Source organism: Neisseria iguanae (assembly GCF_003013245.1).
Classification (GTDB): Bacteria; Pseudomonadota; Gammaproteobacteria; order Burkholderiales; family Neisseriaceae; genus Neisseria; species Neisseria iguanae.
Genome location: NZ_PXYY01000066.1, coordinates 1 through 14,186 on the forward strand (window position 1 = coordinate 1; position 14,186 = coordinate 14,186).

The 14,186-nt window shown below is 46.5% G+C and carries 16 protein-coding genes; 11 read left to right on the plus strand and 5 right to left on the minus strand.

Features of this window, described 5'->3' with window-relative positions; genetic code table 11:
- From C7N83_RS15290 to C7N83_RS09700, 4 genes are all read right to left on the minus strand, one after another.
- A partial coding sequence (locus C7N83_RS15290) for a hypothetical protein (protein ID WP_211296631.1) occupies positions 1–211 on the minus strand: 211 nt, incomplete at its 3' end.
- A complete protein-coding gene (gene hemH, locus C7N83_RS09690; RefSeq protein WP_106742311.1) occupies positions 212–1,222 on the minus strand; it encodes a ferrochelatase in 1,011 nt (336 codons plus the stop codon).
- Between the two features lie 312 nt (positions 1,223–1,534).
- Positions 1,535–2,650 carry a tRNA guanosine(34) transglycosylase Tgt gene (tgt, locus tag C7N83_RS09695; RefSeq protein WP_106742313.1) on the minus strand — a complete coding sequence of 372 codons (1,116 nt, stop codon included), beginning with the start codon at positions 2,648–2,650 and terminating at the stop codon, positions 1,535–1,537.
- 59 nt (positions 2,651–2,709) lie between these two features.
- Entirely contained in the window at positions 2,710–3,342 is a 633-nt protein-coding gene (locus C7N83_RS09700; RefSeq protein ID WP_106742315.1) for an alpha-ketoglutarate-dependent dioxygenase AlkB family protein, read from the minus strand.
- A gap of 299 nt (positions 3,343–3,641) precedes the next feature.
- On the opposite strand from C7N83_RS09700, the gene thrS reads away from it, so the two are divergent.
- From thrS to C7N83_RS09755, 11 genes are all read left to right on the plus strand, one after another.
- Positions 3,642–5,549, plus strand: a complete 1,908-nt coding sequence (gene thrS, locus C7N83_RS09705) for a threonine--tRNA ligase (RefSeq protein WP_106742316.1) — start codon at positions 3,642–3,644, stop codon at positions 5,547–5,549.
- Positions 5,550–5,619: 70 nt separating this feature from the next.
- Entirely contained in the window at positions 5,620–6,141 is a 522-nt protein-coding gene (gene infC / locus C7N83_RS09710; protein ID WP_106742318.1) for a translation initiation factor IF-3, read from the plus strand.
- 149 nt (positions 6,142–6,290) lie between these two features.
- A complete protein-coding gene (gene rpmI, locus C7N83_RS09715; protein WP_106742333.1) occupies positions 6,291–6,488 on the plus strand; it encodes a 50S ribosomal protein L35 in 198 nt (65 codons plus the stop codon).
- A gap of 12 nt (positions 6,489–6,500) precedes the next feature.
- Entirely contained in the window at positions 6,501–6,860 is a 360-nt protein-coding gene (rplT, locus tag C7N83_RS09720) for a 50S ribosomal protein L20 (protein WP_106742320.1), read from the plus strand.
- Between the two features lie 309 nt (positions 6,861–7,169).
- Positions 7,170–8,159, plus strand: coding sequence for a phenylalanine--tRNA ligase subunit alpha (gene pheS, locus C7N83_RS09725; protein ID WP_106742321.1), 990 nt, complete (start codon positions 7,170–7,172; stop codon positions 8,157–8,159).
- 164 nt (positions 8,160–8,323) lie between these two features.
- On the plus strand, positions 8,324–8,776 hold the full coding sequence (locus tag C7N83_RS09730; protein WP_106742334.1) for a nucleotidyltransferase substrate binding protein: 453 nt from the start codon (positions 8,324–8,326) through the stop codon (positions 8,774–8,776).
- Between the two features lie 69 nt (positions 8,777–8,845).
- Complete coding sequence (locus C7N83_RS17025) at positions 8,846–8,941, plus strand: nucleotidyltransferase domain-containing protein (protein ID WP_425437512.1); 96 nt, start codon at positions 8,846–8,848, stop codon at positions 8,939–8,941.
- 119 nt (positions 8,942–9,060) lie between these two features.
- Positions 9,061–9,615, plus strand: a complete 555-nt coding sequence (locus tag C7N83_RS09740) for a hypothetical protein (protein ID WP_106742323.1) — start codon at positions 9,061–9,063, stop codon at positions 9,613–9,615.
- 38 nt (positions 9,616–9,653) lie between these two features.
- The gene (gene pheT / locus C7N83_RS09745; RefSeq protein ID WP_106742325.1) at positions 9,654–12,017 is read left to right on the plus strand and encodes a phenylalanine--tRNA ligase subunit beta; all 2,364 of its coding nucleotides are present in this window, start codon (positions 9,654–9,656) and stop codon (positions 12,015–12,017) included.
- A 133-nt stretch (positions 12,018–12,150) separates the two neighbouring features.
- Positions 12,151–12,453: an integration host factor subunit alpha gene (locus C7N83_RS09750; RefSeq protein ID WP_106742327.1), complete on the plus strand. Its 303-nt coding sequence runs from the start codon at positions 12,151–12,153 to the stop codon at positions 12,451–12,453.
- The gene (locus tag C7N83_RS09755) at positions 12,437–12,757 is read left to right on the plus strand and encodes a hypothetical protein (protein ID WP_106742329.1); all 321 of its coding nucleotides are present in this window, start codon (positions 12,437–12,439) and stop codon (positions 12,755–12,757) included. Before C7N83_RS09750 ends, C7N83_RS09755 begins: the two co-directional genes overlap by 17 nt.
- 105 nt (positions 12,758–12,862) lie before the next feature.
- Here C7N83_RS09755 and C7N83_RS09760 read toward each other — a convergent pair whose 3' ends face one another.
- On the minus strand, positions 12,863–13,831 hold the full coding sequence (locus tag C7N83_RS09760) for a hypothetical protein (RefSeq protein WP_106742331.1): 969 nt from the start codon (positions 13,829–13,831) through the stop codon (positions 12,863–12,865).
- Positions 13,832–14,186: the final 355 nt, after the last annotated feature.

Here is a 14,186-nt window from a genome sequence, read left to right on the forward strand (position 1 = left end):
ATCTGTCCGATTCACGCTTGACGGTGGTGGGGGTACTGCTGCTTTGAGACGGCTTGCGGTATTCCGGGCAAATGCCGTATTTTTGTTCCCGGGTCAGGTGTGTGTAGCGGATGGCAGTCTTTCTTGTCGGGAAGCGGTCTGCTGCCGAATACTGGTCTGTTCTTTTGGAAAGTTGTTCACTTGCTGATGGTTTTGATTTAATACATTTCAATCAAATCCAGCCTTGCAAATTCTTTTTTACCAGCTTGGCTAGCGCGTTTACCCAAATTGGATTATCGTTTAAACACGGAATAAACTGATATTGCTTGCCGCCGGCTTGATAGAATTGCTCACGCCCCATCAGCGCGATTTCTTCCATGGTTTCCAAACAGTCGGCCAAGAAGCCCGGGCAGAACACATCCAGCTTGGTGACGCCTTGTTTCGGCAATTCGTCAAACAAATCCTGCGAGCTTGGCTTGACCCATTTTGCTTTGCCGAATTGGCTTTGGAAAGAGACAATGTAATCGTTTTCACTCAAGCCCAAAGCATCGGCCAACAGCTTCGCTGTATGGTGGCATTCTTCCGGATAAGGATCGCCATCATCATAGTTTTTTTGCGGAATGCCGTGGAAGCTCAGCATCAGCTTTTCGCCGTGGCCGTGTTCCGCCCAATAGGCTTGGATATGCTGTTTCATCGCTTCGATGTAGCCTGCATCATCATAAAAACGCGATATCGTGCGTACGCTCATTTGGTTACGTTGTTGCAGCAATCCGGCAAATACCTTATCCAAGGCTGCACCGGTGCTCGATGCGGCATATTGCGGATACAACGGAATCACCAACAAATTGCCTACGCCTTGATTTTTCAAATCCTGCAGCACTTCCGGCACGCCCGGATTGCCGTAAGTCATGGCATGGCGCACAATAACATTGTGCAGCACCGCCGCCAACGCTTTGGTTTGACGCTCGGTATAAACCGCCAAAGGGGAACCTTCTTTAAACCAGATTTTTTCATAACCATGTGCGCTTTTTTTCGGGCGCAAAGCCAATACCAACCCGCGCAAAATCGGCTGCCAAACCAGTTTCGGCAATTCCACCACGCGCTGGTCGGACAAGAAATCTTTCAAATACGGGCGTACGGCTTGCGCTGTCGGCGCATCAGGCGTGCCTAAATTCATCAAGACCACAGCGGTTTTGTTTTGCTGTTCGTAAGAAAGAGTAGGTTCGGCTAAAAAATGCGGCATGGCTGGCTTTCGCTAAAAAGAAGGAAATGGGGAATTATAGCAATAAAAAGGCCGTCTGAAAGCGGAATCAGGTTTTCAGACGGCCTTTTGGGATTTAGCGGTAGCGTTATTTGAGATGGCGTTATTTGAGATGGCACTGTGGCTTGATGGATAAAAAAATTGGGCTGCTTGCAAAAAACTAAAAGTAAATAAAGAAACCAAACAACCGTTATTTCTGAGCGGTCGGGAAGAGTGAAGTATTATTCTTGGAAATTTTTGGCATTTGATAAAGTCTCAGACCGCCTTTATTTTTCATTCAATCTCTCAAACCTGTCAACTCATGCCGTGTGCACGGTTTTCATGGAATTGAGCCTGCCAGTCGTTGAATTTGCCTTGATCGATGGCTTCGCGCATTTCGGCCATGATGGCTTGGTAGAAATGCAGGTTGTGAATGGTGTTCAGTTGCGCACCTAAGATTTCGCCGACTTTGTGTAAATGATGCAAATACGAGCGACTGAAGTTTTGGCAGGCATAACAGGTGCAGGATTCGTCGAGCGGGCGGTTATCAAGACGGTGTTTGGCATTTTTGATTTTCAAATCGCCAAAGCGGGTAAACAGCCAGCCGTTGCGTGCGTTGCGTGTCGGCATGACGCAGTCGAACATGTCCACGCCGTGCGCCACACCGTAAACCAAGTCTTCCGGTGTGCCGACCCCCATCAGGTAATGCGGTTTTTGTTCAGGCAGAACCGGGCCGACGGTACGCAGCATGCGGTACATTTCAGGCTTCGGTTCGCCCACCGACAAGCCGCCGATGGCCAAGCCGGGGAAGTCGAATTGTTCCAAACCGCGCAAGGATTCTTCACGCAGGTCTTCATACATCGCGCCTTGCACAATGCCGAAAAGGGCGTTGGGATTGTTTAAATCTTCAAAGGCTTTTTTGCTGCGCTCTGCCCAGCGCAGGCTCATTTGCAGCGATTTGCGCGCTTGTTCGTGCGTGGCCTCGCCCGGTGTGCATTCGTCAAGCTGCATGACGATGTCGGAATTTAAAACCGTTTGAATTTTCATCGAAATTTCGGGCGAAAGGAATAATTTGTCGCCGTTAATCGGACTTTTGAAGGTGCAGCCTTCTTCGGTAAGCTTGCGCATCTCGGAAAGGGAAAATACTTGGAAACCGCCCGAATCGGTGAGAATCGGTTTGTCCCAGCCGATAAATCGGTGCAGGCCGCCGAATTGTTCGATGACTTCTAAGCCGGGGCGCAGCCATAAATGGTAAGTATTGCCCAAGATGATTCGGGCATTGATGTCGTGCAGGTTTTGCGGCGTCATGGCCTTGACCGAGCCGTAGGTCCCGACTGGCATGAACACGGGGGTTTCGATTTTTCCGTGGTTCAGCTCAAGTGTGCCGCGGCGGGCAAGGCCGTCTTTTTTGTGCAGGGTAAATTTCAGCATGGGTGTGTTCGGATAAATAAATAATTATAACTGATAAGCGTTTGTTACGGTGTGCTTAACTAGATATCGGGGTGCAAGGTGCGGAAAGTAAGGTTAATACGCGGCTCGGTAATTTTAGTGCTTTTCATCACGGCATGGCACCAATATTGCTGGGTTTGCCCGCGCATCACGATTAATTGGCCGTGTTGCAGCATGAATTCGCGTTTTTCGGCGGTGTGTTTGTGTTTGAAGGCAAATTTTCGGGTAGCACCTAGGCTGAGTGAAGCAATGATGGGTTCGTTGCCTAATTCTTTTTCGTCATCACTGTGCCAGCTCATGCCGCCGAGGCCGTCTGAATATAAATTCAATAAGCAGGAATTAAAAACAGTTGGACTGATGGATTGAAGGTGTTGCTCGATGGTGTGTTTGAGAGCAAGTAAGGCCGGATGCCAAAGTAGGGCTGTGCGACGGATACCGGAATAGGTGTAGTCAAATGTGTGGTCGCCATACCAAGCCACTTGGCGGGCGGTGGTAATGTGTTTGCCGTAAATAATGGCTTCATCGTGTCGCCAAGGAATATTATGCAGCAATTCCGCAAACAAGTCGTCGGCTTCTTGAAATTTTAAAATCACACCGAAATCGTTAGCGATGCCATCGTAAGGCAGCAGATTGCGTTCGGATGAAGTGACGTTGAATAACTCAAATCGGTTCATAAAAAATCGGCGTGATGTGTTGGGTGGTGAATATGAGTGTAGCGGTTTTCAGACGGCATGGGGATGATTTTGTACACTCTTGCTGTAACAGGCGTAGGCGATATGCCCCGCATTTAGTCGGTAGCTTGCTAATTGATTGACAGGCATTATATAATTTGCAAGATTAGCTTTTCGATTGTGGTCGAATAAAAACGACAGCCGCAATCATGATATTAAACCAGCTTTTAGGCCGTTTGCGTTGTTGAATAAATATAATGAATCATGCCGTCTGAAAAATTACTGACCACCCGGAGTTTTGAATGTTGAACATTACCTTGCCTGATAGTTCCGTCCGCCAATATGAATCACCCGTAACCGTTGCCCAAATTGCGGCATCGATTGGTGCAGGTTTGGCGAAGGCGACAGTGGCCGGTAAAGTCAACGGCAAATTGGTAGATGCTTGCGATCCGATTACCGAAGATTCGAGCGTGCAAATCATCACCCCTAAAGACAAAGAGGGCGTGGAAATTATCCGTCACTCGTGTGCCCACTTGATTGGACATGCAGTGAAGCAGCTTTACCCGAATGCAAAAATGGTAATTGGCCCGGTCATTGAAGATGGTTTTTACTACGACATTGCGACTGAAAAACCATTCACACCGGAAGATATGGCTGCCATCGAAAATCGCATGAAAGAGTTGATTGCGCAGGATTATGACGTGGTTAAAATCATGACCCCGCGCGAAGAAACCATCAAAATTTTTGCCGGCCGCGGTGAAGAATACAAATTGCGCTTGATTGAAGATATGCCTGAAGTAGAAGCGATGGGCATGTACCATCATCAGGAATATGTGGACATGTGCCGCGGCCCGCACGTGCCGAATACAAGGTTCCTGAAAAACTTCAAACTGACCAAGCTAGCCGGTGCCTACTGGCGCGGCGACAGTAATAACGAAATGCTGCAACGAATCTATGGTACGGCATGGGCCAGTAAAGACGAATTGAAAGCTTATATCCGGCGCATTGAGGAAGCAGAAAAACGCGACCACCGCAAGCTAGGTAAACAATTAGATTTATTCCACCTGCAGGATGAAGCGCCGGGCATGGTGTTTTGGCATCCGAAAGGCTGGGCTTTGTGGCAGGCGATTGAGCAGCATATGCGCAAAGAGCTGGATGCGGCCGGTTATAAAGAAGTGAAAACACCGCAGATTATGGATAAAACCTTCTGGGAACAGTCCGGCCACTGGGACAACTACAAAGACAATATGTTCCTGACCCATTCGGAAAAACGTGAATACGCCGTGAAACCGATGAATTGTCCCGGACATGTCCAGATTTTTAATAACGGTTTGCGCTCTTACCGCGATTTGCCAATGCGCTTGGCTGAATTTGGTTCGTGCCACCGTAATGAACCAAGCGGCGCATTGCATGGCCTGATGCGTGTGCGCGGTTTCGTGCAAGACGATGCGCATATTTTCTGTACCGAGGATCAAATCGTACAAGAAGCGCGCGCCTTTAACGAATTATTGGTGCGTATTTACAAGCAATTCGGCTTCAATGATGTGGCGGTGAAATTGTCATTACGTCCTGAAAAGCGTGCCGGTTCCGATAAAATTTGGGATAAAGCCGAACAAGGCTTGCGCGATGCATTGGCTGCTTGCGGTGTGAAATGGGAAGAATTGCAGGGTGAAGGTGCGTTTTATGGTCCGAAAATAGAATACCATGTGAAGGACGCATTGGGTCGTTCATGGCAGTGTGGTACATTGCAGCTTGATTTTGTCTTGCCGGAACGCTTGGATGCCGAATACGTAACCGAAAACAATGACCGAGCCCGTCCGGTGATGTTGCACCGTGCGATTTTGGGTTCGTTGGAGCGTTTTATCGGCATCTTGATTGAAAATCATGCCGGTTCTTTCCCATTATGGTTGGCACCGGTGCAAATGGTGGTTATGAATATTACTGAAAAACAAGCCGATTACTGCCATGAGGTGGCGTCCAAGTTGCAAGCGGCGGGTTTGCGTGTTGAATTGGATTTGCGCAACGAAAAAATCGGCTACAAAATCCGTGATAACAGCCAATACCGTTATCCCTACCAAATCGTGGTGGGCGATAAAGAAATGCAAGACGGCAAAGTGGCCGTGCGCCGCAAGGCAGAAGATTTAGGTTCGCTGAACTTGGATGGTTTCATTGCTCAATTGCAGCAAGAAATCGCCGAATCAGTGGCATAATTAATTTTTTAAAGAAGAGCCCGTCTGCTGGAGCAGGTGGAGATCAATTGTAATTTTTAGAAGGAGTATTATCATCGCTCAAGAACGCGAAGCACGAATCAACGGCGAAATTACCGCCAAAGAAGTGCGATTAATCAGTGATTCAGGCGAACAGCTTGGTGTTGTGTCTGTCCGTGAAGCTTTGGCCATGGCTGAAGAGCAGGATGTGGATTTGGTAGAAATTTCTCCCACCGCCAAGCCGCCTGTGTGCAAGCTCATGGATTTTGGTAAATACAAATACCAACAAGCCAAAAAGCGTGACGAAGCTAAGAAAAACCAGAAGCAGGTCCAGATTAAGGAAATCAAATTCCGTCCGGGTACCGATGAAGGCGATTATCAAATCAAAATGCGCAACATTAACCGCTTCTTGGAAGACGGCGACAAGGTAAAAGTCACCTTGCGTTTCCGCGGGCGCGAAATGGCGCACCAACAATTAGGCGCGCAACTTCTCGAACGGGTGAGGGAAGAGTTGGCCGAAGTGGCTCAAATCGAATCTTTCCCAAAAATGGAAGGTCGTCAGATGGTAATGATGATTGCACCAAAGAAAAAATAAAGTTATAATTAACAGCTTCCTTCGATTGCTGCGCGAAGTAAGCTTTCAGTATGGACAGCAAAAAAACTGTGGTGTTTGGGATACAAGTATTTGAAATCAATGATTTTAAAGCCCCTTATGCCTTATCTAAAAACAAATGGAGTTTCCCCATGCCAAAAATGAAAACCAAGTCTGGCGCGAAAAAACGCTTTAAAGTACTGGGTAACGGTGGTGTAAAACGTGGTCATGCGTTTAAAAGTCACATCTTGACCAAAAAAACCACTAAAACGAAACGTCAATTGCGTGGCACCGCTATGGTGAACGAACGCGATTTGGCATCTGTTGCTAAAATGTTACCTTACGCTTAAGGAGTTTAAAGTATGCCACGCGTAAAACGCGGTGTTACCGCTCGTGCCCGTCACCAAAAAATCTTCGCTTTAGCCAAAGGCTATCGCGGCCGTCGTAAAAATGTATACCGCGTTGCCAAGCAGGCGGTAATGAAAGCCGGTCAATATGCTTACCGTGACCGTCGCCAACGCAAACGTCAATTCCGTCAATTGTGGATTGTGCGTATTAACGCCGGTGCCCGTGAAAACGGTTTGTCTTACAGTAAATTCATGAATGGCCTGAAACACGCGTCTATCGAAATCGACCGCAAAGTATTGGCTGATTTGGCTGTATTTGACAAAGCTGCATTCGCTCAATTGGTTGAAAAAGCTAAAGGTGCGTTGTCTGCTTAATTTGATAATAAAAAAAGGAAACTTCGGTTTCCTTTTTTTTTCTTATCAAAGAAATTCTATGTAGTTGATTTTTCTTCTTTAAAGCCTGTCTTTTTTGTGTGGTTTGCGTTAGAATAATGCCGTTTCAGCCTGTTCGGTATATTGTTTGGCGTAGCCATCGTTAACCGGCAACATAAACGATTGGCCGTTGGAAGATTAGTCAGGCCGTCTGAAAAAGGAAAAGGGAATCGCGGTTTCTTCATCCTTTCAGACGGCCTCATCATTTCGAAACTTAAATCATCAACTGATAGACAATAGATAAAAATTATTATGGAAAATGTAAATCGCATTGTTGCCGAAGGTATTGCTGCCGTAGAAGCCGCGTCAGATTTTAACACCTTGGAACAAGTGAAAGCCCGCTACATGGGCAAAACCGGTGAATTAACCGGCTTGTTGAAAACCTTGGGCCAAATGTCACCGGAAGAGCGCAAAACCGTCGGCGCTCATATCAATGAATGCAAAAACCAATTTCAGACGGCCTACAACAACAAGCGCGATGCCTTAAACGAAGCCAAGCTGCAAGCGCAGCTGGCAGAGGAAGCTTTGGATGTGACCCTGCCTGGTCGTGGTCAGGAGCTTGGCGGTCTGCATCCGGTAACGCTGACGCTGCAACGCGTGGTCGAATTGTTTCACGGCATGGGTTTTGAAGTGGCTGACGGCCCTGAAATCGAAGACGATTTCCACAATTTCCAAGCCTTGAATATCCCGCAAAACCATCCAGCACGCGCTATGCAGGATACTTTTTATGTAGAAAACGGCGATGTATTGCGTACCCATACCTCGCCGATTCAAATCCGCTATATGCTGGACAAGAAAAATCCGCCTATCCGCATTATTGCGCCGGGCCGTGTTTACCGTGTGGACAGCGATGCCACACACTCGCCGATGTTCCATCAGGCCGAAGGTTTGTGGGTGGAAGAGGGCGTATCGATGGCCGATTTGAAAGCCGTGTTTACCGACTTTATCCGCCGCTTCTTTGAACGCGATGATTTGCAAGTGCGCTTCCGTCCGTCGTTTTTCCCATTTACCGAACCTTCTGCCGAAATCGACATCATGGGCGAAAACGGTAAATGGCTGGAAGTCGGCGGCTGCGGCATGGTGCACCCGTACGTATTGAAAAACGTCAATATCGACCCGGAAAAATACACCGGCTTCGCCTTCGGTATCGGCCTCGACCGCTTTGCCATGCTACGCTACAACGTCAACGACCTGCGCCTGTTTTTCGATAACGATTTGAATTTCTTGAAACAGTTTAAGTAAAAGGTTTCAGGTGGCCTAGGGCTTCCTGGCCTTTCATTATGTGGCGGCTTTTCGGCATAAAAACCCGCCTGCTGTGTTGCAAATGCTTGCAAGGTGTCCAACCTTGCTGTGCTTTGCGCCTTGCATTCGGGCTTTTTTGCTCGAAAATCCGCTGCGCAAACGAAATGTCAGGAAGCTTTAGAAAAGGCCGTCTGAAACAGCTGAATCAAAATGTGCAACCGCTGAGAAAAGCGACTGCAAAGCTGGTAGAAGGCTGGCAGCGTTATCAGCAAGACATCAGTGATGAACAAATCCGCGATGGCTTGATTCAGCGTTTTGAATTTACTTACGAAATCAGCCATAAAACCTTAAAGCGTTATTTGGAGCAAACATCGGCCAATCCTGCGCAATTTGACCAAATGACTTTTCAGGATTTAATCCGTACAGCTAACGAACAGGGTTTGTTATCAGGCGATTGGGCGGATTGGCGGCAATACCGTGATATTCGCAGCCGTATCAGTCATACTTATGATGAAGTGGTTGCCCTAGCCGTTGTTGGCGGCATTGAAAAATTCATTCTTGAAGCAAACCAACTTGTCGAAAAGTTGGAAGACATTTTAAATACAGTCGATGAATAAACTTGATATTAAGCCGGAAGAATTGGTAGTTGTAAGGCAAATCCTGCAAAAAATGTACTGTAATACAAGGTGTTGGTATTCGGTTCGCGGGTTAAGGGAACTGCTAAGCTGTATTCTGATTTTGATTCAGCCGTTATGACTAAGCAAGCACCTTTCTGGAAGTGAGTTATTATGGAACTTATAGAAATTCAAGAAATTAATGTTTCTGACAGCATATTGGTAAAAGAAGTAGTGCCCAGCGTCGTTTATTTTGTAGTAAAAGGTAGAAATGCCTGGCGTTCAACATGGAGCAGAACTTATTCAAAAGGATGCATGCTACTTTGGAATCAGCTAAAAAATATTGTGAACGAAAAAGAGACTATGGAAACGTTTTTTATATCTCTCCATACCCCGTTTTATTAATTAAATGTAATGATAAAAAGTTTTTTGCTATTACGGAGATGGAAACCTTTCGACCATTAGCAAACTATTTATCCTCAAAAATTTATGAAATAGAAGCATTAGAAAATTCGTTTTTATTTACTGAAGAATCATATTTTTATCATAATGTAAGCGCTAGTAAATTATTAAAATCATTTAAGAATGGTGCTGAATTTTGGAAAAAAGGAAGAATATCTCCTCATTTGTGTATTTTTGAGGTGCCCGATTTTAATGGAATTGAGCGAGCATTTTCTACAATTGATGATGAGAAAAAGTATGAGGACTGGCCTGTTTTTGAATCATGTTCAGCAGGTTCTAATTATTACTTGCAATGGTATGAAATGGATATTGAACATAAGCAATACAAAATTAATGAAATTTTTAGGCTGTATGAAGATTTTAAATATCCATGGTCGTAATCAATTAAATTATATATACAGTTAAATAAGGTTATGAAATGCAATTTTCCTACTCATGGCTGAAAACCCAAGCCAACCCTAATTTAAGTCCGGACGAATTGTCGCATTTGCTGACCATGGCCGGCTTGGAGGTGGAAGAAACCGAAACGGCTGCACCTGCGTTTAACGGGGTGGTGGTGGCGGAAGTAAAATCGGTGGAAAAACACCCTGATGCCGACCGTTTGAATGTTACCCAAGTGGATGCGGGTACGGGCGAGCTGATTCAGATTGTTTGCGGCGCGCCGAATGTGGCTGTCGGTATCAAAGTTCCTTGCTCATTGCCGGGTGCGGTGTTGCCAGGTAATTTCAAAATCAAGCCGACTAAGATGCGCGGTGTGGTGTCCAACGGTATGCTGTGTTCGACCGACGAGTTGGGCTTGCCGGATGACGGTGTGGACGGTTTGCACATTCTGCCGACTGATGCGCCGGTGGGTGCGGATATCCGCGAATATTTGGATTTGGACGACACGCTGTTTACGCTGAAAATTACGCCGAACCGTGCCGATTGTTTGGGCATTAAAGGCATTGCGCGTGAAGTGTCGGCGCTGACCCAATGCGCGTTTGTTCCGGTGGCGATTCAAAAAGCAGCAGTTGGCAGCGGTAAAACCCAGCCGGTACGCATTGATGCGCCTGAAGATTGCGGTCGTTTTATCAGCCGTGTGATTGAGAATGTGAATGCGAAAGCGGCAACGCCGGTTTGGATGAAGCAGCGTTTGGAACGCAGCGGCGTGCGCCCGGTATCGACATTGGTCGATATCGGCAACTATGTGATGCTGGAAATCGGCCAGCCTATGCATGTGTTTGATGCCGATAAAATCAGCGGCAGCATTATTGTGCGCCGTGCGGCAGACGGTGAAGTATTGGAATGCTTGAACGAGAAAACCGTTACGCTGGCGGCGGATACGCTGGTGATTGCCGATGAAGCTAAGGCTTTGAGCATGGCGGGTCTGATGGGCGGCGAGGCAAGCGCGGTGTCTGATGATACGCAAAATATCGTGTTGGAAGCGGCTTGGTTCAAACCGGAAATCATTGCGGGCAAATCGCGCCAATACGGTTTCGGTTCGGATTCTTCATTCCGCTTCGAGCGCGGGGTCGATTATGCTTTGCAGGCCGATGCCATCGAGCGTGCGACCGAATTGGTATTGCAAATCTGCGGCGGAGCGGCCGGTGAGATGGTGGAAGCCTTGGGCGAATTGCCTGCTGCCCACACCGTATCAGTGCGCCTGAGCCGTGTGGAAAAAATACTGGGTGTGGCGGTTGCTGCCGAGCAGGTAGAAACCATTTTGCAACACTTGGGCTTGAACCCGGTTAAAACGGCGGAAGGCTTTGAAGTGACTGCGCCGAGCTTCCGTTTTGATATTGAAATCGAAGCGGATTTGGTGGAAGAAATCGGCCGTGTGTACGGTTATGAAAACATTCCTGACGATTACACCGAAGGCCGTATGAAAATGTTGGCGCTGCCGGAAACCAAACGTCCGCGTTTTGCGCTGTATAACGAAATAGCGGTGCGTGGTTATCAGGAAGTGGTCAGCTATGCGTTTGTTGATGAGCAATGGGAGCAGGATTTCGCTGCCAATGACAGCCCTATCCGCCTGCAAAATCCGCTGGCGGCGCAATATGCCGTGATGCGTTCGACCTTAATCGGCAGCTTGGTGGAAATTCTGCAAAACAATTTGAACCGCAGGCAAAACCGTGTGCGTGTGTTTGAAATTGCCCGTGTGTTCAAAAAAGATTCAGACGACCGATTCCAACAAAAAGAACGCATTGGTGGCTTATGGTATGGCTCAGCTTTGCCGGAACAATGGGGCGAAAAAGCGCGCGTTGTTGATTTTTACGACATGAAGGCCGATGTAGAAAATCTGCTCAAAGGTGAAGCCGTGACCTTTGTCAAAGCCGAACATCCGGCTTTGCATCCGGGACGTACCGCCAATATTGTTTCAGACGGCGTAGTAATTGGTTTCATCGGCGAATTACATCCAAAATGGTTGCAGAAATACAACTTGTCACAAGCAGCCTTGGTGTTTGAAATCGATATGGATGCGGTATTGGGTTGTGAAAAAACACGCTATCAAGCTGTTTCTAAATTCCAAGCTGCACGCCGCGATTTGGCCTTTGTCGTGCCGGAACACATGAGCTATGACGAACTGCTGGCGACGTTACATGCCAAAGCCAATATGTTGGTTCAGGAAATTAACCTGTTTGACGTGTATCGCGGTGCCGGTTTGCCGGAAGGCACAAAGAGCATGGCGGTAAAAGTGATTTTGCAAGACATGGAGAACACTTTAACCGATGAAGTGGTCGAGTCATTGATGGCGAAGCTGATAGAATCTGCAACGGCTATCGGTGCGCAATTGCGCGGCTAATCTGATTTGCATCATAAAAGTGGCAAACACTGAAAATCAAATGGCAGATTCTGTTTGATTTTCAGTTTGGTACTTGAATTTTAAGAAAAAATTAGTAATAATCTGTTCCTGTTAAAATAAAGAAGGTAAGAACATGACATTAACTAAAGCCGAGTTAGCCGATATTTTGGTAGATAAAGTCAGCAACGTGACCAAAAACGATGCCAAAGAAATCGTCGAACTTTTTTTTGAAGAAATCCGCGCCACTCTGGCTCGCGGCGAAGAAATCAAAATTTCAGGTTTCGGTAATTTCCAATTGCGCGACAAGCCGCAACGTCCGGGTCGTAACCCAAAAACCGGCGAAGAAGTGCCGATTACCGCGCGCCGGGTGGTGACATTCCATGCCAGCCAAAAGCTCAAAGGCATGGTGGAGCATTACTATGACAAACAACGCTAATCAGCCGATTCCTGCAAAACGTTACTTTACGCTGGATGAATTATGCCAGTTGGTGCAAATCAGTCCTGAAGAATTTGCCCGGTGGCAATATGAAAACGGCGTGGTTGTGGGTTATGGCGGCCACCGCTATACGCGCTCCGATGTGGTGAAACTGTTGAAATTAAGAGATACTTTTTCACCTTATCCAGAAGAGCAGCCGCAAGAGAAATTGGGTGCCGACGGTCAACCTGCAGCCGACACCGATGAAATCCGAGAAGGCTTGAAAAACATGTTGGCTGGTTTGGAAAAAATTTTGGCAAAATGATGAATCAAACCGAGAAATGAATATTTTTCGGTTTTTTATCAAAATTAAAAAAAGGCCGTCTAAAACAATTTTGTTTCAGACGGCCTTTTCCTTTATACCGGCAAATCAGAATAAGGCTTCAAAGCGAACTAATGCGCCGACATTATGGTCGCGGTCAGCTTTGCGGTTGTTGAAATAGTTGATCTCGGTTTGAACAAACAGCCACTTGCGCCAAATCGGTTGGCGGTATCCGGCAAAAGGACCATAGGTATTCAGGTTGAATTTTTTGTTTTCAATATAACCGTGGGTATGTAAGCCGTAATTGACATAACGGTTGTTACCTAAATCATGTTGGCGGTATAGGTTGTCGCCCCAAGTCCATTTCTCTCTGTCGTCGTCATGTTCATATTGAAGATGGAGTTGATTGGAAATAAAGGTTTTGCCGTCTTCTTGATAACGCGTATCCCAGTTAGTGCGGACATGATGCTCGCTTTTGGAACCGTAACGGTAAATCTGTTCCAAACCGGTAACTAATTTATTGTTAATCTGCCAGTCTTTTTCCGCTTTCACGCGTGCATACAAATCACTGCCAGAACGGATACCGATGTCGAAATCGGTATTGATTCTGCCGCTATCAAGCAATTCGTTCCAGCGCAGGGCGATGGAAGCGTTTTGATCGCGGTTGGTACGGTAATCGTATTTTTTACCGTTGCGGTAGCTGCGGTTGCGGTAGTTGCTGGCTTCGTTGCGGAATTCATCATCTAAGGAATCATCACCGAACACGACATTGAGTTTTTTCTGTAGAACCGGTAATTTAACGCGACCGCGGATGCGGGGGGTTACCGAAAATTTGTCGTATTTATTCCATTCGGTATCGACCATTACACGCAAATTGGCGCTGGCCGGATTGTTGGGATCGGTTTCACCAAACCAACCGTCCATATTGTGTGACCATTTTTTTAAAGTGCCTTGCACTTTGCCGTGTTGGCTATCGACCCAAGTGTCACCGCGGGCTGGTACAGTTTCGTCTGCCATAGCGAACGAAGAGATGCACGCCGCTAAAATAAATAAAACTCTTTGATTTTTCTTTCGCATGGTAGACTCCTTCAAATGAGAGGTTATTACTATCTGCTTGCTTGAGCATACAGTATTTTTTTGGCCATCACAAATTTTGCAAATTTTAGGGAAAGTTGGTGACAACATTAAAAATATTGTCATTTGAAATGAATATTTTCTCAGAAAAATGCGTATCGGAATTTTTCATAAAACATGTTTCAAAATAAAACAAAAGGGGCTGAAGCAGATTGGCCACCATGTCAGACTGCAAAAATAAAGATAACCATTGCAAATTAACAAAGAATACCCAAAGAAAACTTCTCCGGTTTTTCGTACCGGAAGCCACAGCCCGTGCAGCCGCTGATATTTTGGGTATCCAACCCGGTTGGGTTAT